The organism is Pseudomonas sp. AMR01 (genome assembly GCF_041946035.1).
Classification (GTDB): domain Bacteria; phylum Pseudomonadota; class Gammaproteobacteria; order Pseudomonadales; family Pseudomonadaceae; genus Aquipseudomonas; species Aquipseudomonas antarctica_B.
Genome location: NZ_JAUTYR010000001.1, coordinates 61293 through 84158, shown reverse-complemented (window position 1 = coordinate 84158; position 22866 = coordinate 61293). Strand labels below are relative to the sequence as shown.

Sequence of the window (22866 nt, the reverse complement as noted above, 5' to 3'; positions counted from 1 at the left end):
GATGGCGGGCCTGAAGTTCACGGATGTCTTGCGATGGATACACGCTCAACCGACCAACCGCCCGAACCGCAGTCGCGGGCTGAAAAAATAGTCGAATTCAAACGCCAGAAAACCCTGCTCAAGACCGGTGCCCTGCAAGACGCGATTTTCAACAGCGCGTACTTCTCCAGCATTGCGACCGATGAAAAAGGCGTTATTCAAATTTTCAACGTCGGCGCCGAACGCATGCTCGGCTATGCCGCCGCCGACGTAGTCAACCGCATCACCCCTGCCGATATTTCCGACCCTGTTGAATTGATCACCCGCGCCGACGCCCTCAGCCTGGAACTCGACACGCCTATCACCCCAGGTTTCGAAGCGCTGGTGTTCAAGGCCTCTCGGGGCATCGAAGACATTTACGAACTGACCTATATCCGCAAGGACGGCAGTCGACTGTCGGCGATGGTCTCGGTGACCGCCTTGCGCAACCGGCATGACACGATCATCGGCTACCTGCTGATCGGCACCGACAACACCGCGCGCAAACAGGAAGAAGCCGAGCGCAAAGGCTTCGAACGTGCGCTGGAAGAAAAGAACCTGGAGCTCGAACACGCCAGCCGCATGAAGTCGGAATTCCTCGCCACCATGTCCCATGAGCTGCGCACGCCACTGAACGCGGTGATCGGGTTTTCCGAGGCGCTCAAGGATGGCCTGGTCGGCGACATGAGCGACACTCAACGCGAATACATTGGCGACATCTTCACCAGCGGCCAGCATTTGTTGTCGCTGATCAACGACATCCTCGACCTGTCCAAGGTCGAGGCCGGCATGATGGAGCTGGAACTGGAGCCAGTGGAACTCGCGGGGCTGTTGGCCAACAGCCTGTTGATCGTGCGCGAAAAGGCCGCCCTGCAGCGCATCCAGCTCAAGCTCGAATACGCAGACGATGTCGGCAGCCTGGAACTGGACCAGCGCAAGACCAAGCAAATCGTCTACAACCTGCTGGCAAATGCGGTGAAGTTCAGCGCACACGGCAGCAGCGTGACCCTGGCGGTGCGCGAAGTGGACCGCGAGCAGGTCGGGCAGATTCCCGCAGACTGGCCGGCCCACGGCTTTGCACTGCAACCCAGTACGCACCAGCGCTTTCTGGAGTTAAGCGTCAGCGACACGGGCATCGGCATTGCCGCAGATGACATGGGCAAGCTGTTCAAGGCGTTCAGCCAGATCGACAGCAGCCTGGCGCGCAAATTCGAAGGCACCGGCCTGGGGCTGGCGATGGTCAAGCAACTGACCGACCTGCATGGCGGTAGCGTTGCCGTAGCCAGTCGCGAAGGTTTGGGCGCGCGCTTCGTGGTGTGGTTGCCGTTGCGTCGCGCGCCACTCACGGAGGCCCCATGGCCGAAATCCTGATCGTCGAAGACAACGAGGCCAACATGCGCCTGGCGCGCTTGCTGCTGGTCAATGCCGGCCACAGCGTGCTGTGGGCCGCCGATGCCGAGACGGGCCTGACCCTGGCCCGGGACAAGCAACCGGCACTGATCCTGATGGACATTCAACTGCCGGGGATGGACGGCCTGGCGGCCACTTTGTTGCTCAAGCAGGACCCGCTCACCGCGCACATTCCGGTGATTGCCCTGACTGCGATGGCCATGAAGGAAGACCGCGAGAAGACCCGACTGGCCGGTTGCGATGCCTACATCATCAAACCGCTGCGCTACAAAGAGCTGTATCAGGTGATCGACACCTTGCTGCAAACGAACATCAGCCCTCTCACATGAGTTCTCTCCATGGCCAGCCAACCCGCAACGTTATTAATCGTTGATGATGAACCCCAGGTTCGCAAGTTATTGGAAACCTTGTTGCAACATGAGGGCTACCTGACCCTGACTGCGGGCAGCGGCGAAGAAGCCTTGCTGTTGGTGGCGCAACAGCCGCCCGACCTGATCCTGCTGGACATCATGATGCCAGGCATGGACGGCTACGAAGTCGCCAGCCAGCTGAAAAGTGATGAAGCCACGGCGAACATCCCGATCATCATGCTGTCAGCGCTGAGCGAGGCCAGCGCGCGTGTCAGCGGGCTGGAAACCGGCGCGGAGGAATTTCTCAGCAAACCGGTGGAGCGTGTCGAGCTATGGCTGCGCGTGCGCAACCTGCTAAGGCTGAAGGCGCGCGGCGATCAACTGAAAAACCACAGCCTGATGCTGGAGCAACAACTGCAACAAAACACCGGCGCAATGACGGGCATGAACGTGCATGACCTCGCCCGCAAGGACCTGGAGGCGGCGCTGCGCCTGGCCGTTGACCAGGGTGATTTCACCGTGCATTACCAGCCCAAACTTGAACTGGCGGGCGGCCAGATATGTGCCCTTGAAGCCTTGCTGCGCTGGGAGCGCCCAGGCTACGGCGCGGTGTCCCCGGCGGTGTTTGTGCCGATACTGGAGAGCCTCGGGCTGATTGTCACCGTGGGCCGCTGGGTCATCAAAACCGTGTGCGAACAAATTGCCGAGTGGCAGCGTGGCGAGATTGGCCCGGTTGAAGTCTCGGTGAACGTCTCCGGCTATCAATTGATCGAGGGCGACCTGATTTCGGATATTTCGCGCATCCTCGCGCAAACCGGGGTTGAGGCGCATTGGCTGGAGGTCGAGCTGACCGAAGGTTCGCTGATGGAGAACACCCAGCACACCATCGACAGCCTGCAGCGGCTGCGCGCCATGGGCGTGAAAATCTCCATCGACGACTTCGGCACCGGCTATTCAAGCCTGGCGTACCTGCGGCGTTTCCCTATCGATACGCTAAAGATCGATATCGCGTTTATTCGTGAAGTCACCACCAACCCGCAGGACGCGGCCATCGCCCGTACCATCATCGAACTGGCCCACAGCCTCAACCTGCGAGCGGTGGCCGAAGGCGTGGAAACCCAGGAGCAACTCGCCTTTTTGAAAGAGGCCGGCTGCGATCAGATTCAGGGCTATCTGTTCAGTCGACCGTTGCCCGTCACAACCCTGGAACGCCTGTTACTGGAGCGTCTCAAAGGGCCGTGAAATAGTCGCGCGCAGGCTTAGATCGAGCCGCGATGGGCAGCACTCAAGCGCCTAGTGCGGCTGATCAGCGCCAGCACCGGCTGCAGGGCAGACACCTTGAGGTCGCCCACTTTCACCCAAATGCTGCGAGCTCGTTTCATGGAAAATACTTCTCGACCAGCGCGTAAAGAATGGCAGCTGTTTCAGCGTCCAGAACGCCATCGTACTTTTTAGGGCGAAAATGAAGTTGAAAGGCGCGTATCAGATTAGTGCAGTTTTGTTGAACGCTTGCTCCAGAAACGTCATACCCGTATCGGCTCATTTTAGCCAAGACCTCCGCGTTCGTCGGCAGGACATTTTCAAATCGCATGGTGTAACTTTGCTTCGTTGCCTCGTCGTACCAGGCTCCAACTCCAGCGTCATGCAGTTTTTTCCACGGAAACTCAGCACCCGGGTCGGATTTCCTTCCCGCCGAAACATCACTGTGTCCGAGTATTTGGGTGGGGGTGATATCGGTGTAGCGGGAAAGAATGTCTGTTGCCAGTTCTATCACTGAATTCACCTGTACGGGGTCATAAGGCGGGAACGTAAATACCCCTTTATTATCAACAGCCAAACTAACGATCTCGACGCCAATGGAGGTGTCGTTAAGGTTACTGCGTCCGGCCCAACTGCTGACGCCCGCATGCCACGCCCGTTCTTTTTCGTCGACCAGGCCAAAAATAGTCATGCCGTTGAATCCTGCGTCAACGTAGGTTTGTTCGGTGGGGTCTGGCACCAGGTAATGCGCGCTCACTTGGCCTCCAGTAAGTGCGGCTGCCGCGGTCGGCAAATTGCAAGCGGTGTAATGCAGTAAGAGAAAGCGAATTCGACTGTTAAATCCTTTAACGGAGCGATAGGTGGTGGTGTCAAGCTTATACATAACAATTCCCTTTATTTAAGCCAGCAACAGTGAGTTAGCGGACGGCCTCATCGTCACAACCCACCGTGGTATCTACGGGTGCGGCAATCGATTTGAAGCGTCAACTTAATCCGCAGCAGGCGCGTGGCAGGCTGCGTTCAACTAACGTATCTGTTTGACTGAGGTGCCACACCTGTCAGGAATAACAGTTCTTTATATTTTTTCGAGATAACTGCAATCCCCGGTTAACTTCAGCCGCAACCTTGTTTCTGCACATGCACTTACCGAGTTATTGAGCGTTCCAGACAGGTCGTGAATGAAATTCATCGGGTGTAGGACGTCCAACTGTGGGAGCGGGTTCACCCTGGAAAATCAGCGTGATCGCAGGTCAGTCCGAGTCAGGTTCAGGAAGGCTTGGAGCCTGCCCTTTCAAGGTCTTCAGCCAGAACAAACGATAATTATCCTGTGGCGAGCGGGCTTGCCCCGCGTTGGGTTGCGAAGCGACCCTAAAAAGCAAGAATGCGCTGGGTCAGGTACTCCTCGGCCGCTGATTATGGGGCTGCTTCGCAGCCCAACGCGGGCGGTGCGACGATTCGACAAGCCCGCTCGCCACGGGGTACTTATCGTCTGTAGGGGTCAGCCGGGCTTGCGTCAACTGATCGACATGATTCGCCGCAAAACCATCGACCAGCAACGAATGGAAACACATTGAACCTGTGCCCGGCGGCTGGCCTCCAAGGCGGATAGACCACGGCCCCCGGTACATGCTCGATGACGTTTATTCTATGGATGGCCGTACTCGGCGCCGTATTGCTGACCCTCGCCCTCACCTCCTCGTACCTGCGCTGGATGCCAGTGACCACCTCAGCGGTGTGCCTGCTGCTCGGCGTGGCCATCGGCCCGCTCGGTGTGGACCTGTTGCACCTGGATATCAAAGACTCCGCACGCTGGATGGAGCACTTGACCGAAGTCGCGGTGCTGTTTTCGCTGTTCGTCAGCGGCTTGAAGCTGCGCCTGCCGTTGCGCCATCGCACATGGCGCATCGCCTTTGGCATGGCTGGGCCGGTGATGCTGCTGACCATTCTGGGCACCTGCCTGGCGCTGCATTACCTGTTTGAACTGTCGTGGGGTGTGTCGCTGCTGGTCGGCGCTCTGCTTGCGCCCACCGACCCGGTACTGGCGGGCCTGGTGCAAGTCAACAACGCGCAGGACTATGACGCGCTGCGCTTTGGCCTGTCCGGTGAAGCCGGCTTGAACGATGGCACCGCCTTTCCCTTTGTGATCTTCGCCCTGCTGTTTATGCAGCACGGTGGGTTCGACGGCGACTGGCTCGGCGGCTGGGTCCTGAAAAACCTGCTGTGGGCGGTACCGGCTGGGTTGTTGATTGGTTACTGGATGGGCCGCGGCATTGGCCGCGTGACCTTGTGGATGCGCATCACCAATGCCGACAGCACGTTGTCACCCAACGACTACCTCACGCTGGCGCTGATTGCCCTGGCCTATGTGGTCGCCGAGGCCGTGGGTGGCTACGGCTTTCTGTCGGTATTCGCCGCCGGCTTGGGCCTGCGACAGGCCGAGTTCAAGTCCAGCGGCAAAGCTGAAATCCCCTCCGAACATCTGGCATTGCCCGTGGTGGGCCACCTGGAAATCGAGCCGAAAAATGCCCTGCAGGGCGACACTGCTCACCTGGCCGACACGCAAATTGCGGCCGGGGTGATGATGGGCGACATGCTCGCATTCGGTGGTTTGGTGGAACGCTCGATGGAAGTGTTTCTGGTGACGGTGCTGGGAATCGTCCTGGCCAGCCACTGGGATTGGCGTGCCTTGGCAGTGGCAGCGTTGCTGTTTTGCGTGATTCGCCCGATCAGCGTGTTCGCCATGCCTTGGGGCAGCCTGATCAATCGGCAACAACGCGGGTTGATGGGCTGGTTCGGCATCCGTGGGATCGGCAGCATTTACTACCTGTTTTACGCACTTAACCACGGGCTGATTGGCACCAGCAGCGCAGTGGCGGTGAATCTCACCTTGTCGGTGATTGCCCTGAGCGTCGTCGTTCATGGGTTGAGTACCCAGCCCATGCTGGCCTGGTATGAACGACGCGCCGGGGTGAAAGGTCAGTCCTGATTTTCGGTATTACCAACGTCAGCCGCTTCATCCAGATCATTGAGCGGCACTTCAGCATCGTCCATCAGCGAGCCTGGGTCTTCGTTGCCCGGGTCGTTGAGTTCGTCATCCAGTTCTTTTGACATGTCCGTCTCCTCTAACCGCCTTGGGTATCGATATCGGCATCGGTTTGCGGCTTGGCCTCAGGCTCAGGCTCAAAGTCCGGGCTGTAGTCGTTTTCCTCGGCCTTGGGGTCGGGCGCAGGCGTCGGGTCTTTTGGCGCATCGGCAGCAGTACCGGGGGCCGGCTCGCCGCCGTCGATGGCCGGGTCGTTGCGACCGCTGACTTGGGGATCGTTGTCTGTGCTCATGGGTCACCTCTTCGCAGCGTCTGAAAACGTGTGCTGCGTAAGGTTAAGGTCGCGTGCGTTGGCGTGAAGTTCAAAACACTTACGAGCCTGGGTTATCCACCTGGATATAAAACGCATAGGCGCCGAGCACTACCCAGAACACCATGAAAATCCAGGGCGTGCGCACTGAAAACAGCAGGGACTTGCGGTAGCCCTTGTGCGAGGACTCAACCTCGGAAAACAGCGGCGACTCGTCATAAGCCATGCCCATGACAGGCTCGCTGCGCAGCAATTCGCTTTGCTTGAAGTGCCAGTGGTCAATGATGTCGTACGCTGCGCGGATACCCGGCCAGGCGTTCAGCGAGCTGAGAATCCCCAGCGCCGCGAGGATTACCGGCACCACTACGGTGAACAGCTTGCCCCACTCCGGGTTGAGATTGCCCATGCCCGAGACAAAGGCGATGACCAGGAACGACTGCGCGGTGAGGTAGGCGTCGGTACGGTTGGCCAGGATGGTGGTTTCGTACTGGATTTCGCGGCGATAGAAGTCGAGACGGTCTTTGGGCGAGCCGAAGATCTTCGCGGTGTGCTCGCTGTGGTCGTTCACAGCCGACTCGGGGGTGTCTGGGGAGATGATTCTGGGCACGACGGTGCTCCATACGGGAACGAGTCACGTTAGAAGAATCGCGGGGGAGTGAAGTTCAGTTTGTTCATGCACCAATTTGGAACACAGCACGCACCTGTGGCGAGCGAGCCTCCTGTGTTGAGTTGGCTTGTGTGACCAGCGGGCTTACTGTGGCGAGCGGGCTTGCCCCGCGTTGGGCTGCGCAGCGGCCCCAAAAAAAGCGGGAGCGCTGCGCACTCCAACGCGGGGCAAGCCCGCTCGCCACAACCACACCTTCTGACCACAATAAGCTCGCTCACCACAGGTTTTTCGGCAGCCCATCTGCCGTTCCGGCACAAGCATTGCTTTATCCATTCATCTGCCCGGATTCAGGAGCATTCGTTACCCCTCCACCCAGAGCCGACCCCCATAAGAAAGTAAGGACCAGGCCCAGTGGCACCCTGCGCTACGGGCTCATAAAAAAATGCGTTTTTTTTAGCGGCAGTGCCACCCATGCAACGCTGGGCACTGACAAGGTACTGGAATGGCTCGATCTTTCTTTGATGAAATGAATGACGCAGACGGCGCGTGCCGTGCGCACTATCAGGATTTCTCCCGCTGGCTGGCCAACACGCCGCCGGAACTGTTGGCCCAACGGCGTCGCGAAGCCGATTTGCTGTTCCACCGGGCCGGGATCACCTTCACCCTCTACGGTGACGAACAGGACACCGAGCGCCTGATCCCCTTCGACATCATCCCGCGCAGCATCCCCGCCAGTGAATGGGCCGTGATCGAACGCGGCTGCATCCAGCGCGTGAACGCGCTGAACATGTTCCTCGCCGACATCTACCACGACCAGCGCATTATCAAGGCCGGCATCATTCCCGCCGAACAGGTGCTGGGCAACGAGGGTTACCAGAAGGCGATGGTCGGGCTCGACTTGCACCGTGGCATCTACTCGCATATTTCCGGCGTGGACCTGGTGCGCGACGGCGACGGCACTTACTACGTGCTTGAAGACAACCTGCGCACTCCCAGCGGCGTGAGCTACATGCTCGAAGACCGCAAGATGATGATGCGCCTGTTCCCCGAAGTGTTCGCCAAACAGCGCATCGCGCCGGTTGACCACTACCCCAACCTGTTGCTCAAGACCCTGAAAAGCTCCAGCCGCCTCGACAACCCCAACGTGGTGGTGCTGACGCCGGGCCGCTTCAACAGCGCGTTCTTTGAGCACGCGTTCCTCGCCCGCGAGATGGGCGTGGAACTGGTGGAAGGCGCCGACCTGTTCGTGCACGACCTCAAGGTGTTCATGCGCACCACCGACGGCCCCAAGCCGGTGGACGTGATTTACCGGCGCATCGACGACGCCTTCCTCGACCCCAAAGCCTTCAACAAGGATTCAATGCTCGGCGTTCCCGGCCTGGTGGCCGCCTATTGCGCGGGCAATGTGGTACTGGCCAACGCCATCGGCACCGGCGTGGCGGATGACAAATCGATTTACCCGTATGTGCCGGAGATGATCCGTTTCTACCTCGACGAAGAGCCTGTACTGCAAAACGTGCCGACCTTCCAGTGCCGCAAACCCGATGAACTGTCCCACGTACTGGCGCACCTGCCGGAACTGGTGGTCAAGGAAACCCAAGGCTCCGGCGGCTACGGCATGCTCGTGGGGCCGGCTTCAACTGCCGCCGAGATCGAGGACTTCCGCCAGCGCATCAAGGCGCGGCCGCACGCGTATATCGCCCAACCGACCCTGAGCCTGTCCACCTGCCCCACCTTTGTCGAAAGCGGCATCGCGCCCCGGCATATTGACCTGCGGCCGTTCGTGCTCTCGGGCAAGGAAACTCGCCTGGTGCCCGGCGGCCTGACCCGCGTAGCGCTGAAGGAAGGCTCGTTGATCGTCAACTCGTCGCAAGGCGGCGGAACCAAGGACACCTGGGTGGTGGAGGGCTGAGTATGTTGAGTAGAACCGCCGCAGATCTGTACTGGATGTCCCGTTACCTGGAGTGCGCCGAGAACCTGGCGCGCATGCTCGAAGTGAGTTACTCGCTGTCGTTGATGCCCCAGGCCGGGCGCAGCGATGGCCTGGACGAACTGGCAATGTCGTTGCTCAGCAGCGGCACCCTCGATAGCTACCGCGAACGCCACAAGCAGCTGGACGCCGAGCGTATGCTGCACTTTTTCGCCCTTGACGAAGAAAACCCGGCGAGCATCTACAACTGCCTGCGCGCCGCCCGCGGCAATGCCCACGCGGTACGCGGGCGCATTACCGCCGACATGTGGGAAAACCTCAACGCCACCTGGCTGGAAATGCGCAGCATCGCCGCCGGCGGCCTGGCGCGCCATGGCATCAGCCACTTCTGTGACTGGGTCAAGCAGCGCTCGCACCTGTTCCGTGGCGCGACCTCGGGCACCATCATGCGCAATGACGCCTACCGATTCATTCGTCTGGGCACCTTTGTCGAGCGCGCAGACAACACCTTGCGCTTGCTGGATGCGCGTTATGAGATGTTTGGCGAGGAGTCGGAAGAAGTCAGCGACTTGTCGGCCCGTGGTTATTACCAGTGGAGCGCCCTGCTCCGCGCATTGTCATCGTTCGAGGCGTATACCGAGCTGTACCCGAATGCGCTGAATGCGCGCTCCGTGTCTGAATTGCTGCTGTTGCGCAGTGACGTGCCGCGTTCATTGCACGCGTGCATCGAGGAACTGAGCCATATCCTCGCAGACCTGCCCGGCAGTTACGGGCGCACCGCCCAGCGCCTGGCGGCTGAGTTCGAGGCGCGGCTGCGCTACACAGGTATCGACGAAATCCTGGAAGAAGGCCTGCACAGTCGCCTGACGGACTTTATCGACAATGTGCGCGAACTGGCACGGGCGATTCAAAGCTCGTACCTGGAAATGGTCTGAAGCGTTGGGTGAGTAAATGGGGCGGCGCTTGGCGCCTTTTCTGGCCAAGACCAAATCCCAAGCCTAGTGGAGCTCTAATGTGGGTGGGGGCTTGCTCCCGATAGCGGGGTGTCAGTCGACCTATTCATGACTGAACCACCGCAATCGGGAGCAAGCCCCCTCCCACATTTGATGTGTGGTGGTTATTGGTTTTTCACCAGCACCGGTTCGGCGCGGTATTGGTCGGGGAAGAGTTTTTTCAGCTGCGCCACCTTCGGCAGGTCGTTGATCACGATGTACGGGTAGGACGGGTTTTCGGTCAGGAAGTCCTGATGATAGGACTCCGCCGGGAAGAACGACTTGCCCATTTCCACCTTGGTCACAATCGGTTTATCGAACGCTTTGGCCGCATCCAGCTGCGCGATATAGGCCTGAGCGACTTTTTGCTGCTCGGCATTCTGCGCGAAGATTTCCGAGCGGTACTGCGTGCCGCTGTCCGGGCCCTGGCGGTTCAGCTCGGTGGGGTTGTGGGCCACGGAGAAGTAGATCTGCAGGAGTTTGCCGTAGCTGACTTCTTTCGGGTCGTAGGTCACCGAGACGGATTCGGCGTGGCCGGTATCGCCCTCGCTGACGGATTCGTATTGGGCGGTGTTCGCGGCGCCGCCATCGTAGCCGGAGACGGCGTTTTTGACGCCCTGCACGTGTTGGAACACGCCCTGCACGCCCCAGAAGCAGCCGCCGGCGAAAACGGCGGTTTGCAGGTTGCCGGACTCGGCGGGCAGGTCCATGGCGGGCGGTGCGATCATCACCGCGTCTTCAGCGCCACCGAAAGAGAACGCCGAGCTTTGGCCGACGAAGGCAGCGAAGGCAAGAGCGGGCAAAATTTTGAGTAGTTTCATCAATGTCACTCCAGTGCGCGGTCGACTGTGGGAGCTGGCTTGCCTGCGATGGCAGTGTGTCAGCACCCGATAAGCTGGCTGACCCGCCGCTATCGCAGACAAGCCAGCTCCCACAGTGATTGGGTTGCCAGGTCAGGAAATCGGGTTAGCCGAAGGTGAAGGCGTAGGCCGCCACGTTCGGGTCGAGAAATTCGATACTGAAGGTTCGGTCCTGCACAGCACCCGGCTGACGCACCAACTGGTACAAGCGCTGCTCGGTCACCGTGCCGCTGCCGTCCGGCGCCACGTCGGTGCCGTGGGCATCGCCCGGGGCCTGGCCGTCGATGCTGACTTTGAAGCGCACCGGCGTGCCATCTGCCCCAGGGCCCAGCACCAGGTGCAGGTCACGGGCGTGGAAGCGGTAGACGATGCGCCCGCCGGCACCCTCAAGGGTCGCCTGCTGGCCGCCGACGTTCCATTGGCCTTCCAGGGTCCAGTTGTTCAAGGCCAGCTTGCCGGCCGCCGGGTAGTTCACCACCTTGTCGGTACCCAGGGTGCCGGTGGTGACGAAGTTCTCGGCGCGCTGAAAGCCCAGGTAGGTTTCCGGCGACTGCACTTCATTGCTGTCCGGCGCCTGTTGCACACCTTTGGCGTCGGCTTCGATCAAACCACCGGCAACGTTTTTGGCGCCGGCTTCACGCAGCAGTTGTTGGATCACCCGCTCCGACTCGGCGTAATCGCCTTCGCCAAAGTGGTGGTAACGGATCTGGCCCTTGGCATCGGCGAAGTAATGCGCCGGCCAGTACTGGTTATTGAAGGCGCGCCAGATTTTGTAATTGTTGTCGATCGCCACCGGGTAGGTGATGCCCAGGTCTTTCATGGCCTTGGTCACATTGCTGACGTCGCGCTCAAACGCAAACTCCGGGGCGTGCACGCCAATCACGACCAGGCCTTGATCGTGGTACTTCTCGGCCCAGGCTTTGACATACGGCAAGGTGCGCAGGCAGTTGATGCAGGAGTAGGTCCAGAAATCCACCAGCACAACTTTGCCTTTGAGCGCTTCGGCAGTCAGCGGCGGGCTGTTGAGCCATTGCACCGCGCCGTCGAGTGGCGGCAACGCGCCTTCAATCGGCAGCGTGTCGCCGTGGTTGGCGGCCGCCATCATCGCGCCGCCCTTCTGCTCGGGCTTGGCGTTCAACTGGTCGACCAAGCGTTGTTCCAGGCCACCCGTGGAGGCGGTCGACAAGCGTGACAGCACGCCCGTGTCCAGGCCCAGCGCGATGGCAGCCACACCGGCCAGCATCAGCGCACCGAGGCCACGGCGCAGCCATTCACCGGCGCCGAGGGATTTTTTCATGAAGCCAAAGACTTTACCGCCGACCAACAGGGCCAGGGCCAGGGACGTAGCAGCACCGGCGGCGTAGGCCAGCAGCAGCAAGGTAGTGCCGATGCTGGCGCCCTGCAGCGCGGCGCCGGTCAGCACCAGGCCCAGAATCGGCCCGGCGCACGGCGCCCACAGCAAACCGGTGGCCACGCCGATCAGGAACGAAGCGCCCGGACGCGGTTTGGCATCGGCCCCGGCGGCTTCCGACAGGCGACTGCCGGCGGCTACCAGCGGACGTGTCAGGCGCTCCGACAGTTGCGGCAGCAACAGCGTGAGTCCGAACAGGGCAACGCACAGCAACGCGAGCCAACGCCCGTACTGATTGACTTGCACCACCCAACCGCCGCCCACCGCCGCCAGCGAGGCGACCAGGGCGAACGTCACCGCCATCCCCGCTAACAGCGGCAAGCCACTGCGCATAAACGGCTGCCCGGTGCGAGCGAAGACAAAAGGCAGAACAGGCAGGATGCACGGGCTGACGATTGTCAGCACGCCGCCCAAATACGCGAGAACCAGAAGCCACATGGGATCTTCCCTTATACAAATAAAAATTCATCGGCTTAAGCCGCCGTAAACGTCATGGCTGCGCCGTTCATGCAGTAGCGCAGGCCAGTGGGTGCCGGGCCGCCACCGGCCAGCAGTATTTGTCGACGTGAGTACATATGTTTCTCCTCAACCCAAAATTGGATGACTGGCAGCGAACCTTCTGTGGCGAGCGAGCTTGTGTGGCGAGCGAGCTTGTGTGGCGAGCGAGCTTCTGTGGCGAGCGAGCTTGCTCGCGTTGGAGTGCGCAGCGCTCCCGCTTTTTTTGGGGCCGCTACGCAGCCCAACGCGAGCAAGCTCGCTCGCCACGGAAGCCCGCTAGCCCACACACAGCAATTCACTGCCTGCGATAACCCATCCTGCGCGTTTGGCGGTCGCGAAATCCTCACGCAGAGTTAAACAATTCGTGATAACTACACGGCTGCAAAACCCGCACAATGCGCGGACTACAAGTGAAGGTTTCTCTATGGATCAGCCCAAACGTGTCCTGGTGGTCGAGGACGATGCGCACATCGCCGACTTGATCTGCCTGCACCTGCGCGACGAGCAATTTGAAGTGGTGCACAGCGCCGACGGCAACGAAGGTTTGCGCCTGCTGGAGCAAGGCGGCTGGGATGCGCTGATCCTTGACCTGATGCTGCCGGGCGTTGACGGCCTGGAAATCTGCCGTCGCGCCCGCGCCATGACGCGCTACACGCCGATCATCATCACCAGCGCCCGCTCCAGCGAATTGCACCGCATCCTCGGCCTGGAGCTGGGCGCTGACGATTACCTGGCCAAACCGTTCTCGATGCCGGAGCTGGTGGCACGGGTCAAGGCCCTGCTGCGCCGGGTCGACGCCATGGCGCGCAACCTGAAAATGGACGCCGGCAGCCTCGACCTGGGCCAGCTGTTCATCAACCCGCTGACCCGCGACGTCACCCTGCAAGGCCAGCGCCTGGACCTCACCCCGCGCGAGTTCGACCTGCTGTACTTCTTTGCACGCCAGCCAGGCAAAGTGTTTTCACGCATGGACCTGCTGAACGCTGTGTGGGGCTACAGCCACGAAGGGTATGAACACACCGTGAACACCCACATCAACCGCCTGCGCGCCAAGGTTGAGGCCGACCCGGCCAACCCGGCGCGCATCCTCACGGTGTGGGGCCGTGGCTACAAGTTTGCCGAGAGCCCGCCATGAGACTGACCCTGACCCAACGCCTGTCGCTGGTGTTCGCGGTGTTGCTGCTGATTTGCAGCGGGACCTCGGCCTGGTTGCAGGTGCGCTCCAACCACATGCACGAGCTGGAAGTGGTGCAAGGCCTGTCCCGCGACCTGGCCGCGCACATTGCCCGCGACACCCAATTGATGGACGCCGACGGCCTCAAGCCCGATGCAGTGCGCAACCTGTTCAGCCAATTGATGCTGGTGAACCCGAGCGTCGAGGTGTACCTGCTCGATATCAATGGCCGCGTGGTCGGCAACGCCGCGCCCAGCGGGCACTTGCTGCGTGACCAGGTCGATCTCGCGCCGGTCCGGCGCTTCTTGAGCGGCGCCATGTTGCCGATTCTCGGTGACGACCCGCGCAGCGTCGATGGGCGCAAGGTGTTCAGCGCCGCGCCGCTTAAAGCCAACGGCCAGCAAACCGGCTTTTTGTACGTGGTGCTGTTGGGCGAAGCGCACGACGTGTACGACGCCAAGGACGCCACCGGCATGGCGCTGAAAATCGCCCTGTGGTCCATTGGCCTGGTGGCGTTGCTGTGCCTGATGGCCGGCCTGATCGCCTTTGCCTGGATCACCCGGCCGCTGCGCCAGTTGACCGACAAGGTCGGCGAGTTCGACATCAACGGCGCGCCAAAACCCGCGCAAACCCAAACGCCCGCCCTCGACAGCAGCGATGAAATCGCCGTGCTCGACCACGCCTTTGTGCAAATGCAAAACCGTCTGGGCGAACAATGGCGGGCCATCACCCATCAGGACCAGGAACGCCGGGAGATGGTCGCAAATATTTCCCACGACCTGCGCACGCCGCTCGCCTCGTTGCACGGTTACCTGGAAACCCTGTCCCTCAAGGACGCCAGCCTCACCCCGCAAGAGCGCCGCCGTTACCTCGGCATCGCCCTGGACCAAAGCCGCAAGGTCGGCGGCCTGGCCCAGTCATTGCTCGAACTGGTACGCCTGGAACACGGTTTTGTGCAGCCCGTGATCGAAGGCTTCTCGCTGCCGGACCTGGTGCAAGACATCTTTCAGAAATTCGAACTGACCGCCGAAGCCCGTGGCATCACCCTTACCGCCACCCTGCCACCGCAGGTGCCGACGGTGCTGGCTGATCTGGGGCTGATTGAACGGGTGCTGACCAACCTGCTGGACAACGCCTTGCGCCACACGCCGATCAACGGTGAAGTCGAGGTGATCCTCGCACCCGCCGCCAATGCCGTGACCGTAACGGTCAGCGACAACGGCCCCGGCATCGACGCCGAGTTGCGCGAAGGTTTGTTCCTGCGCGCCTTTACCATTGGCGGCGCGCGCCGCGATGGCGGCCTCGGCCTGCGCATCGTGCACCGCATCCTGCAATTGCACGGGCGCAGCATCCAGCTGGTGGACCGCCCAGGCCATGGCGCAACGTTCAGCTTTTGCCTAGAAACCCGAGCATCAGCGCGTTGACCTGCTGCGCCTGCTCGTTCTGGATCCAGTGGCCGCAGTTGGCCAATACATGCTGTTCCAGTTGAGGCACCACGTCGGGCATGCGTTTAAGCGTGTGCGCCTCGAACACGCCGACCGGGTCACGGTCACCGATCAGGAACAGCGTGGGTTGCAGGACCTGCCGGCCAGCCAGAAATTCGCTGCGCTGCCAGTTGCGCTCGAAGTTGCGGTACCAGTTCAGTGGGCCGCGAAAACCATGTTCGGTGAAGGTTTGCACATAGACGTCCAGGTCCTCCTGGCTGCACCAACCCGGCAACGCCCCAGACGCCGTGACGCCTTCGAGCAGTGTGGCGGTGGGCGGCTTGTTTTGTAAAAACACGTCCTGATCACTCATGAACAGCCGCAATGTGCGTTCGATATCAGCGTTCAACTCCTGCTCGGCCACACCGGGTTCCTGGAAATACAGGATGTAATTGAACCGGTCGGCGTACAGCTCACGCATGATTTCAATCACCGGCCTGCGGGCGCGTCCGGCAAACGGCACCGACATCGTCACCAAGCGCATTACGCGCGCAGGCTCCAGCAACGCCAAGTGCCAGGCGATCACGGCCCCCCAATCGTGGCCGACCATCACCACGTGTTCATGGCCGAAATAATCCATGGCCTGCTGGATATCGGCGCACAGGGTCAGCACTTCGTAATCGGCGACCGCAGCGGGTGAACTCGATTGGCCATAACCCCGCATTTGCGGGGCGAAGACACGATGGCCCGCTGCGGCCAGCGCGGGAATCTGTTGACGCCAGGAATGCCAGCATTCAGGAAAACCATGCAGCAGCCAGATCGGTTTACCGTCTTCAGGGCCGGCAATGTGGACACTCAATTCAATGCCGTTGACGGCAATCTTTTGCTCGATCAAGGGGCTCATGGGCATAGCCTTTCTGAGGGTTTCAAGCAGCGTGCAGGATTGCGCGTGGCGCAGCCAGCATCATTGATGGCAGGAATAACTCAGTCTACCGCCCACCACCGAGGCAATAGCTGGCGCACGCGCGACTCGCCAAAGCGGTCATCGATCAGCATCACCACGCCCTCGTCCTGCTGACTGCGGATCACCCTGCCCGCCGCCTGCACGACTTTTTGAATACCGGGATACAGGTAGGTGTAGTCGTAGCCAGAGCCGAAAATCATGCCCATGCGGGCTTTCATCTGCTCATTCACCGGGTTCAGTTGCGGTAATCCCAGGGTGGCGATGAACGCGCCGATCAAGCGAGCGCCGGGCAAGTCGATGCCTTCACCAAACGCACCGCCCAGCACCGCAAAGCCGATGCCCTGGCTGTGCTGGGTAAACTGGTCGAGAAACGCCTGGCGCTCAGCCTCGGCCATGCCGCGTGATTGCAGCCACAGCGCCACCTGCGGGTGCCGCTCGGCCATCAATTGCGCCACCTGTTGCAGGTAATCGAAGCTGCTGAAAAACGCCAGGTAGTTGCCGGGCCGTTGTGCAAATTGCCGGGCGATCAGTTCAACGATGGGCTCCAGCGAGGCCTGACGATGCACAAAACGCGTGGAGATTTCATCGACGATGCGCACCTGCAGTTGCTCGGCCTTGAAGGGCGACTCCACATCCACCCATGCGGTGTCGGCCGGCAGGCCGAGCAAGTCGGCGTAATAATGGCGCGGGCTCAAGGTGGCGGAAAACAGCACGCTGCTGCGCGCGGCGGTCAGCCTGGGGCGGATGAATTCGGCGGGCACCACGTTGCGCAGGCACAGGGTTGACGCGCTGCGCTTGCCGCCGAACTCGCGCTTGCTGATATCAAAGATGAAGTGTTCATTGAACAGCTCGGCCACTTTGGCGAATTGCAGCGCGTCGAAATAGAAGGCTTGCAGGTCGCCGCTGAGGGCTTCGGGGTGGTCGTTGAAATAATCGCCCATGGCGCTGGCGCACAGGCTCAAGGCCTGCAGCAGTTTTTCCGGCCGAGTAGCGTAAGCCTGATACGGCGCGAGCTGGTCCTTGTGCAGGGCATTCCATTCGCGGTTCAGGCGTTTCAGGGGTTTCTTCAGCGGCTCGGGCGCGGCGTCGCGCAGGGTCTTGAGGCGGTATTGATCGAGGCTCGCGCTGTACATCGAGCGCGCACGTTCCACCAGGTTATGCGCCTCGTCCACCAGCACCGCGGCGCGCCACCCGTTGAGCTGGCCGAGGCCGAACAGCATGGCACCAAAGTCGAAATAATAGTTGTAGTCGGCGACCACCAGATCGCTCCAGCGCGCCATTTCCTGGCTCAGGTAATACGGGCACACGTCATGGGCCAGGGCCACGTCGCGCAGGTTGCGCTGGTCGAGCAACCTGACGCTGGAAGCGGCTGTGCGAGCGGCGGGCAGGCGGTCGTAAAAGCCTTTGGCCAACGGGCAGGAGTCGCCGTGGCAGGCTTTATCCAGGTGTTCACACGCCTTGTCCCGTGCGACGAGTTCGAGCACGCGCAGCGGCAAATCGGGGCTGCTGTCGTACAGCACTTGGGCGGCATCCAGCGCCAATTTGCGGCCGGGGGTCTTGGCAGTGAGGAAAAACAATTTGTCCAACTGCTGGGGCGCCAGGGCCTTGAGCATCGGGAAAATCGTGCCGACGGTTTTGCCGATGCCGGTCGGCGCCTGGGCCATCAGGCAGCGGCCGGTGCTGACGGCCTTGTAGACGGTTTCGGCCAACGAGCGCTGGCCGGGGCGAAACGCGGCATGGGGGAACGCCAGGCCTTGGGCGGCGGCATTTCGCGCGTCGCGGTGTTGCATTTCTCGTTCGGCCCAGCCGAGAAACAGCGCGCATTGCTGATTAAAAAACAGTTCCAGCTGCGCCGCCTGAAAGCGCTGGTTCAGTAAGGTTTCACCCTCGCCGACGATGTCGAAATACACCAACGCCAGGTCGATTTCACTGAGCCCCAGCTTCTGGCACATCAGCCAGCCGTACACTTTGACCTGCGCCCAGTGCAATTGGCGGTGGTTGGCCGGCTGGGCGTCGAGGTCGCCGCGATAGGTTTTCACTTCCTCCAGGCGGTTGCTGTCCGGGTCGTAGCCGTCCGCCCTGCCCCGCACTTTGAGCTGCTGGTACTCACCTTCCAGGGCCACCTCGTTCTGATAATGCGCGCTGCGCCGGGACGCGACCGTGCGGTGCCCGACGATGCCTTCCTGGGCGCTGGGTGACGGCGTAAAGCGCAGGTCGAGGTCGCCGACCTTGGCCGTGAACTCACACAACTCGCGCACGGCAACGCTGTAACTCAAGCGGTTTCTGCCCAGCGCACGTAACACACGGTGACCGGCATCTGGTATTCACCACAGAACTCGAGCCAGCGCAGTTGGTTGTCTTGCAAGCGGTCGCCGGGGCCTTTGACCTCGATCATGCGGTAGGTCTTTTGCGCGGGCCAGAACTGGATCAGGTCCGGCATGCCGGTGCGGTTGGCGCGAATGTCCAGCAGCAGCCGTTCAAACCAATAGCGCAGGTGTTCGGCGGGCAGGCACTCCAAGGCTTGCTCCAGCAACTCTTCGCCCAACAGGTTCCAGAACACGAACGGCGACTGGATGCCCCATTTGTCCGCGTAGCGTTGGCGGATGGTGACCTTGTAGCGCTCATCCTGCAGTTGCTCGAAGCACGCTGCGAACAGGTCGGCGCGGCGCTGATGGAAATCCTCACTGTGCAGGTCCACCGGCCCGCGCTGGAACGGGTGGAAAAACGCGCCCGGCAGCGGCGCGAAAATCGCTTCCCAGCACAGCAGGCCAAACAGTGAATTGATTAGCCCGTTTTCGACGTAATGCACGGGCGCATCCGGCTCACTCAAGTGCGCCTTTACGCAGTATTCCACCGACATCAGCGGCTCAGGTATCGCCAGCGCCAGATCCAGGCGCGTGACCTCCCGGGGCTTGGTCTTTGGCAGCGCCGGCTCGCCCAATTTACGCCGCAGGCGGGGCAACACGCGCAACACATGCTGTGCTTCGGCGGCGCTTTCCGGAGCCTGTTGCGCGGTGCACGCCAGGGCCATGGCCTGGGCATAGTGTTCCTGGCGTTCCAGCACGCGGATCAGCCGCGAGCGCGCGCCGGGGTAGGCACACTGGCGGTAAATCTGCTGCGCCAGATCCAGCTCGGCACTTCGCTCGCAATATTGGCCGACCTGAAACAACAGTTTGGCGCGACGTTTTTCCAGCCAGGGGTTGTCGGTGTGCAACGTGGCGATTTGCGCCAGCACGCCCTCCAGCGCTTCACCCGCCTCATACGCCTGCTGGCACCCGTGCAGGAACAGAAACCCGTGCACGTCATCGCGGTTACGCAGGCCACGGGACTCGGCGCAGAACTCGACTTTTTCGTAGGTGTAGATGCCCAAGTCAGCCAGTACGAACTCCGACCAGTCCTGATAAAGGTTGCCGAAGAACATCAGGCGCAGTCGGTCACACAGGTCCATCACGGTGAGGCTGTACAACGCATCACTCAACTGCGGGCACCATTGGGCGAAACTGCGGCGGTCAGGAAATTGTGTTGCCAGCGCCTCCAGCCAATCCGCCTTTTTGCCCTTGGGCTGGTCAATCCAGGGTTTGAACGTTCCGAGAATTTCGCCTTTCTGCAACAGCGTAAACAGCTCGTCAAACGTGAGCAGGCTTCTGTCATCGACCCAACCCAGTTCCAGCAACGCCAGCGCGGCCGTGCGGGTGCAGCCAATTTCAAGGTAATTGAGTTTGCTCGCGCGAAAATGCGCGCCCTTGCGCATCACCATGCGCACCAGCAACGCCTGGGAGGCCTGAGGCAACCTGTCAAATTGCTGAATAAATCGCGATTCGTCCGCATCAAGCAAATCGGCATAACGCTGCCCCAGCCACGACAGCACTTGGCGGAAGTTATGCAGGTAATACAGGGGATCGTCGAGTGGGTTGGCCATGTCGCGCGCTGTTCAAATACTGGTTATGCATACAGAGTGCCGTTGCAACCGCCTTGTTGCAATCGGTAATAGATAAGTGGCGCACGCAACTTTCCGTATAAAAGTGATCAGATGTGTGGGTTGATCACGTAACATTTGCTGCTTGCAGCCTTTGGCTGCAGGACTATCCAGGGTTAAAGGTAAGGGTTATGAACATGAAGAATTTGGGTCTGCCACTGGTTGCACTCACTTTTCTGGTATTGGCCGGTTGCTCGACGCAAACCGTGGTGACGTTGCAAAACGGCACGCAGTATTTGACCAAGGATTCGCCGAAGACCAAAACAGCTGATGGCTTTTACGAATTCACTGACATCGCTGGCAAGCACTTACGCATCAAGGCCGATGACGTGGCGACGGTACGCAAAGAAGACTGACAACGAAAGAGCCCCGCAAATGCGGGGCTTTTTTTTGGGTCGCTAAATCGGCGGTATAACTCGTTGAGCCCGAAGACTACCCCTGTGGCGAGCGGGCTTGCCCCGCGTTGGGCTGCGAAGCAGCCCCAAAACCAGTAGCCGAAGAATGCCTGACTCACCGCATTCTTCCTTTTGGGGCTGCTTCGCAGCCCAACGCGGGGCAAGCCCGCTCGCCACAGGGGGGGGGCTTATTGCCTGTTCTACCCAGGCTGTCGCTCAATAACGGTAATACGGGTGATAGTAGGGATGGTAATAGTACGAATGGTAGTACGGGCGGTAGCAGCACGGGCCTGGGTAGGCCGGGTACACCGCACATCCACCGAGCCCCAGCAGTACCAGGGCGCACAGCAGTAATCGAAGTCGGGACATATTCAGCTCCTCACATGACGCGCGAACCCTCTCGCGGTTAGTGATTGAACGTCTGAGCCGCTGCAATCCGTCGCCGTGTTCAGTGAAGTTTTATTTACCGAAGGATTTCCTGCGCTGCGCCGTTTAACCGTCAAGCCGCCTTCATCTCTGAAGGCGCAGAACGGAGAACCACTGCCATGGCACGCATGCCCCGAGCACTACGCGCCCTTTTTCTGATCCCCCTGACCCTGGCAGCGCTGGCGAGCGCGCCGGCGTTTGCCGACACCATCATCATTCGCGAGCCGCCACGGGTGGTCGTGGTGCAAGGCCCGCCGCCCGTGTATTACGGGCATTGGGGCTACGCGCCACGGCCTTATTACTACCCGCATCACGTCTACGGATATGGTTATGGCTACCCCCACCGGCCGTACTGGCACCGCGGCTGGTAGGGGCTGCGGGTTTTATCAGCTGATGGAAATCCCATCCGCCCACAAGCCGCCCTGCCCGACGCCCACCAGCGTCACCGAGTCGGCGCCAAAGGTGAGCACTGTATCGGCGCCGACCACTTTCGCGTGGTCACGCAGCGCAGTGCTCCCCTCTACATCCTTGAACACCAGCTTGTCGCTGGCCTGGTAGCCAATCACGCGGTCATTGCCGAAGTGGCCGCTGAACAGAAAGGTGTTATGCCCACTGTTGTCGCGGATCGTGTCGTTGCCTTTGCCGCCTTCGATAAAGTCGGCGCCCTTGCCGCCCTGGATCAGGTCATTGCCGTTGCTGCCGATGATGAAGGTGTTGCCCTTGTGAGGCTCGGCGTTGCGGTTGAGGTCCTGCACCCAGGTGTTGCCCCGCGCCGGATCGGACAGGTTGGCGACGATCACCGTGGAGTCACGGGTCATCTGGTCGTAGAAGCCCGATTCGAGAATCCGCGTCATGCCGTCGCCATAGCCGGTGGGCAAGTGCGAGACCCAGGTTGGCAGGTTGACGATGGAAAACGGCAGCGCATTCCACAGCGTCGAGGCGTAGTGGTCGTTGAAATTGACGATATTGTCGGTGGTCGACTCATGGGCTTTGTCGTGCACGCCCAGCGACGACAGATTAACGGATGAGCCGTCCAGCGCGCGGAACACCGGGTCGTTCTCGTAGCCGATGTTCAGCACCTTGTCGCTGGCGCTTTGGGTCGGCGAGGCATAGGCCACGTAGTTGGCATCCTTGTAGAAGCCCGACCATTTTTGGCTACTCAAGTCCGCCATGCTGTTGACCGCCAGCCCGCCCAGGCTGTGGCCACTGACCACCACGTCCTTGCCGCTCAGACCGTGAGCGCTGGCATAGTCAGCGACGTTTTTGAGCAAGCCGCCAAACGCTTCACCGGAATAGTTTTTCGCATAATCCTTAGGCCCCAGGGCCGCGAGCAAATCGCTGATCAGGTCGCCGATGGAGTCGCTGATCAGGGTTTCCCGAGGTCCCGAAGTACCGCGAAAGCCGATGCCGATTTCCAGCAACGTGCCCGCACCGTCGTATTTGCCCAGCACCTCGACCTGCGCCGTGGTGTAGCCGGCTTTTTCGCCAAAGAACGTCCCCCGCGCATCCACCTTGCCGCCGTAGCCCAGGGTGCTGGCACTGATCGGCGTCCACCCGGCTTTGTGCACCGCATCAAGCGCGGCTTTTTCCGAGTTGGGGTTCCAGGGAATGCCGGGAATCACACCTTGTGAATCCGTACTGCCAAGCAGCGCACCCACCAGCGTGGCCGGCAAGCCAAGCCCCAGGCCGTTGTGCTGATAGCCTACGGCAAAGCCGTTATCCAGGTTGTGGTAGGAATACAACGTGATCGCCATGGCATCGGCGAACAACGCTTTTGAGCCCTCGGTTCCGAGGTTTTTATAGTCAAAGATACCCATG

Annotated in this window: 22 protein-coding genes; 10 read left to right on the top strand and 12 right to left on the bottom strand. The window is 60.7% G+C overall.

All coding sequences use genetic code 11. The features are described from left to right. Positions 1-33: 33 nt before the first annotated feature. Genes Q7C20_RS00350 through Q7C20_RS00340 form a run of 3 tightly spaced genes read left to right on the top strand, consistent with a single transcriptional unit; the run spans position 34 to position 3020 of the window. On the top strand, positions 34-1389 hold the full coding sequence (locus Q7C20_RS00350) for a sensor histidine kinase (protein WP_375064331.1): 1356 nt from the start codon (positions 34-36) through the stop codon (positions 1387-1389). Continuing rightward, positions 1374-1757: a response regulator gene (locus Q7C20_RS00345; protein WP_375064329.1), complete on the top strand. Its 384-nt coding sequence runs from the start codon at positions 1374-1376 to the stop codon at positions 1755-1757. Before Q7C20_RS00350 ends, Q7C20_RS00345 begins: the two co-directional genes overlap by 16 nt. A gap of 9 nt (positions 1758-1766) precedes the next feature. Then, positions 1767-3020 (top strand): EAL domain-containing protein, encoded by a 1254-nt coding sequence (locus Q7C20_RS00340; RefSeq protein WP_375064327.1) that lies wholly within the window; start codon positions 1767-1769, stop codon positions 3018-3020. Between the two features lie 17 nt (positions 3021-3037). Here the strand turns inward: Q7C20_RS00340 and Q7C20_RS00335 are convergent, their stop codons facing one another. Both Q7C20_RS00335 and Q7C20_RS00330 read right to left on the bottom strand, forming a co-directional pair. Next, positions 3038-3160 (bottom strand): hypothetical protein, encoded by a 123-nt coding sequence (locus Q7C20_RS00335; RefSeq protein WP_375064325.1) that lies wholly within the window; start codon positions 3158-3160, stop codon positions 3038-3040. Beyond that, positions 3157-3921, bottom strand: a complete 765-nt coding sequence (locus Q7C20_RS00330; RefSeq protein ID WP_375064323.1) for an N-acetylmuramoyl-L-alanine amidase — start codon at positions 3919-3921, stop codon at positions 3157-3159. Before Q7C20_RS00330 ends, Q7C20_RS00335 begins: the two co-directional genes overlap by 4 nt. Positions 3922-4671: 750 nt before the next feature. On the opposite strand from Q7C20_RS00330, the gene Q7C20_RS00325 reads away from it, so the two are divergent. Next, complete coding sequence (locus Q7C20_RS00325; protein WP_348057190.1) at positions 4672-6024, top strand: sodium:proton antiporter; 1353 nt, start codon at positions 4672-4674, stop codon at positions 6022-6024. Here the strand turns inward: Q7C20_RS00325 and Q7C20_RS00320 are convergent. The 3 genes from Q7C20_RS00320 to Q7C20_RS00310 all read right to left on the bottom strand — a co-directional run bounded on the left by Q7C20_RS00320 (position 6015) and on the right by Q7C20_RS00310 (position 6998). Continuing rightward, positions 6015-6149, bottom strand: a complete 135-nt coding sequence (locus Q7C20_RS00320; RefSeq protein WP_014718417.1) for a hypothetical protein — start codon at positions 6147-6149, stop codon at positions 6015-6017. The genes Q7C20_RS00325 and Q7C20_RS00320 overlap by 10 nt on opposite strands. Before the next feature lie 11 nt (positions 6150-6160). Then, a complete protein-coding gene (locus Q7C20_RS00315; protein WP_375064320.1) occupies positions 6161-6373 on the bottom strand; it encodes a hypothetical protein in 213 nt (70 codons plus the stop codon). Positions 6374-6452: 79 nt separating this feature from the next. Further along, positions 6453-6998 carry a hypothetical protein gene (locus tag Q7C20_RS00310; RefSeq protein WP_375064318.1) on the bottom strand — a complete coding sequence of 182 codons (546 nt, stop codon included), beginning with the start codon at positions 6996-6998 and terminating at the stop codon, positions 6453-6455. A gap of 502 nt (positions 6999-7500) precedes the next feature. Between Q7C20_RS00310 and Q7C20_RS00305 the strand changes: the two genes are divergently transcribed. Continuing rightward, positions 7501-8910 carry a circularly permuted type 2 ATP-grasp protein gene (locus Q7C20_RS00305; protein ID WP_375064316.1) on the top strand — a complete coding sequence of 470 codons (1410 nt, stop codon included), beginning with the start codon at positions 7501-7503 and terminating at the stop codon, positions 8908-8910. Positions 8911-8912: 2 nt separating this feature from the next. Beyond that, the gene (locus Q7C20_RS00300) at positions 8913-9863 is read left to right on the top strand and encodes an alpha-E domain-containing protein (RefSeq protein ID WP_375064314.1); all 951 of its coding nucleotides are present in this window, start codon (positions 8913-8915) and stop codon (positions 9861-9863) included. A gap of 182 nt (positions 9864-10045) precedes the next feature. Here Q7C20_RS00300 and msrA read toward each other — a convergent pair whose 3' ends face one another. Both msrA and Q7C20_RS00290 read right to left on the bottom strand, forming a co-directional pair. Further along, the gene (msrA, locus tag Q7C20_RS00295) at positions 10046-10741 is read right to left on the bottom strand and encodes a peptide-methionine (S)-S-oxide reductase MsrA (RefSeq protein ID WP_375064312.1); all 696 of its coding nucleotides are present in this window, start codon (positions 10739-10741) and stop codon (positions 10046-10048) included. Between the two features lie 145 nt (positions 10742-10886). Next, the gene (locus Q7C20_RS00290; RefSeq protein ID WP_375064310.1) at positions 10887-12629 is read right to left on the bottom strand and encodes a cytochrome c biogenesis protein DipZ; all 1743 of its coding nucleotides are present in this window, start codon (positions 12627-12629) and stop codon (positions 10887-10889) included. Between the two features lie 484 nt (positions 12630-13113). Between Q7C20_RS00290 and Q7C20_RS00285 the strand changes: the two genes are divergently transcribed. Continuing rightward, complete coding sequence (locus tag Q7C20_RS00285; RefSeq protein WP_375064308.1) at positions 13114-13824, top strand: response regulator transcription factor; 711 nt, start codon at positions 13114-13116, stop codon at positions 13822-13824. Further along, positions 13821-15287: an ATP-binding protein gene (locus Q7C20_RS00280; protein ID WP_375064306.1), complete on the top strand. Its 1467-nt coding sequence runs from the start codon at positions 13821-13823 to the stop codon at positions 15285-15287. The genes Q7C20_RS00285 and Q7C20_RS00280 overlap by 4 nt, the downstream gene beginning before the upstream one ends. Here the strand turns inward: Q7C20_RS00280 and Q7C20_RS00275 are convergent. The 3 genes from Q7C20_RS00275 to Q7C20_RS00265 all read right to left on the bottom strand — a co-directional run bounded on the left by Q7C20_RS00275 (position 15250) and on the right by Q7C20_RS00265 (position 20170). Further along, entirely contained in the window at positions 15250-16191 is a 942-nt protein-coding gene (locus Q7C20_RS00275) for an alpha/beta fold hydrolase (protein ID WP_375064303.1), read from the bottom strand. The two genes, Q7C20_RS00280 and Q7C20_RS00275, sit on opposite strands and share 38 nt — an antisense overlap. A gap of 80 nt (positions 16192-16271) precedes the next feature. After that, complete coding sequence (locus Q7C20_RS00270) at positions 16272-18527, bottom strand: ATP-dependent DNA helicase (protein ID WP_375064301.1); 2256 nt, start codon at positions 18525-18527, stop codon at positions 16272-16274. After that, a complete protein-coding gene (locus Q7C20_RS00265; RefSeq protein WP_375064299.1) occupies positions 18524-20170 on the bottom strand; it encodes a VRR-NUC domain-containing protein in 1647 nt (548 codons plus the stop codon). The genes Q7C20_RS00270 and Q7C20_RS00265 overlap by 4 nt, the downstream gene beginning before the upstream one ends. A 188-nt stretch (positions 20171-20358) precedes the next feature. Here Q7C20_RS00265 and Q7C20_RS00260 point away from each other — a divergent pair, with 188 nt between their 5' ends. Next, positions 20359-20583, top strand: coding sequence for a YgdI/YgdR family lipoprotein (locus Q7C20_RS00260; protein ID WP_348057166.1), 225 nt, complete (start codon positions 20359-20361; stop codon positions 20581-20583). Between the two features lie 255 nt (positions 20584-20838). Here Q7C20_RS00260 and Q7C20_RS00255 read toward each other — a convergent pair whose 3' ends face one another. Continuing rightward, positions 20839-20991 (bottom strand): hypothetical protein, encoded by a 153-nt coding sequence (locus Q7C20_RS00255; protein WP_348057164.1) that lies wholly within the window; start codon positions 20989-20991, stop codon positions 20839-20841. Between the two features lie 176 nt (positions 20992-21167). On the opposite strand from Q7C20_RS00255, the gene Q7C20_RS00250 reads away from it, so the two are divergent. Beyond that, a complete protein-coding gene (locus Q7C20_RS00250; RefSeq protein WP_375064296.1) occupies positions 21168-21419 on the top strand; it encodes a hypothetical protein in 252 nt (83 codons plus the stop codon). A gap of 15 nt (positions 21420-21434) precedes the next feature. Here the strand turns inward: Q7C20_RS00250 and Q7C20_RS00245 are convergent, their stop codons facing one another. After that, positions 21435-22865 carry a lipase gene (locus Q7C20_RS00245; RefSeq protein WP_375064295.1) on the bottom strand — a complete coding sequence of 477 codons (1431 nt, stop codon included), beginning with the start codon at positions 22863-22865 and terminating at the stop codon, positions 21435-21437. Between the last annotated feature and the right edge of the window lies 1 nt (position 22866).

What these genes read in the sequence shown, in the direction of transcription:
- Q7C20_RS00265 (WP_375064299.1), bottom strand. Translation starts at nt 20,170, where the DNA reads ATGGCCAACCCACTCGACGATCCCCTGTATTACCTGCATAACTTCCGC.
- Q7C20_RS00275 (WP_375064303.1), bottom strand. Translation starts at nt 16,191, where the DNA reads ATGAGCCCCTTGATCGAGCAAAAGATTGCCGTCAACGGCATTGAATTG.
- Q7C20_RS00260 (WP_348057166.1), top strand. Translation starts at nt 20,359, where the DNA reads ATGAACATGAAGAATTTGGGTCTGCCACTGGTTGCACTCACTTTTCTG.
- Q7C20_RS00305 (WP_375064316.1), top strand. Translation starts at nt 7,501, where the DNA reads ATGGCTCGATCTTTCTTTGATGAAATGAATGACGCAGACGGCGCGTGC.
- Q7C20_RS00250 (WP_375064296.1), top strand. Translation starts at nt 21,168, where the DNA reads ATGGCACGCATGCCCCGAGCACTACGCGCCCTTTTTCTGATCCCCCTG.
- Q7C20_RS00245 (WP_375064295.1), bottom strand. Translation starts at nt 22,865, where the DNA reads ATGGGTATCTTTGACTATAAAAACCTCGGAACCGAGGGCTCAAAAGCG.
- Q7C20_RS00335 (WP_375064325.1), bottom strand. Translation starts at nt 3,160, where the DNA reads ATGAAACGAGCTCGCAGCATTTGGGTGAAAGTGGGCGACCTCAAGGTG.
- Q7C20_RS00320 (WP_014718417.1), bottom strand. Translation starts at nt 6,149, where the DNA reads ATGTCAAAAGAACTGGATGACGAACTCAACGACCCGGGCAACGAAGAC.
- Q7C20_RS00325 (WP_348057190.1), top strand. Translation starts at nt 4,672, where the DNA reads ATGACGTTTATTCTATGGATGGCCGTACTCGGCGCCGTATTGCTGACC.
- Q7C20_RS00345 (WP_375064329.1), top strand. Translation starts at nt 1,374, where the DNA reads ATGGCCGAAATCCTGATCGTCGAAGACAACGAGGCCAACATGCGCCTG.
- Q7C20_RS00350 (WP_375064331.1), top strand. Translation starts at nt 34, where the DNA reads ATGGATACACGCTCAACCGACCAACCGCCCGAACCGCAGTCGCGGGCT.
- Q7C20_RS00340 (WP_375064327.1), top strand. Translation starts at nt 1,767, where the DNA reads ATGGCCAGCCAACCCGCAACGTTATTAATCGTTGATGATGAACCCCAG.
- Q7C20_RS00315 (WP_375064320.1), bottom strand. Translation starts at nt 6,373, where the DNA reads ATGAGCACAGACAACGATCCCCAAGTCAGCGGTCGCAACGACCCGGCC.
- Q7C20_RS00285 (WP_375064308.1), top strand. Translation starts at nt 13,114, where the DNA reads ATGGATCAGCCCAAACGTGTCCTGGTGGTCGAGGACGATGCGCACATC.
- msrA (WP_375064312.1), bottom strand. Translation starts at nt 10,741, where the DNA reads ATGAAACTACTCAAAATTTTGCCCGCTCTTGCCTTCGCTGCCTTCGTC.
- Q7C20_RS00255 (WP_348057164.1), bottom strand. Translation starts at nt 20,991, where the DNA reads ATGTCCCGACTTCGATTACTGCTGTGCGCCCTGGTACTGCTGGGGCTC.
- Q7C20_RS00300 (WP_375064314.1), top strand. Translation starts at nt 8,913, where the DNA reads ATGTTGAGTAGAACCGCCGCAGATCTGTACTGGATGTCCCGTTACCTG.
- Q7C20_RS00280 (WP_375064306.1), top strand. Translation starts at nt 13,821, where the DNA reads ATGAGACTGACCCTGACCCAACGCCTGTCGCTGGTGTTCGCGGTGTTG.
- Q7C20_RS00330 (WP_375064323.1), bottom strand. Translation starts at nt 3,921, where the DNA reads ATGTATAAGCTTGACACCACCACCTATCGCTCCGTTAAAGGATTTAAC.
- Q7C20_RS00290 (WP_375064310.1), bottom strand. Translation starts at nt 12,629, where the DNA reads ATGTGGCTTCTGGTTCTCGCGTATTTGGGCGGCGTGCTGACAATCGTC.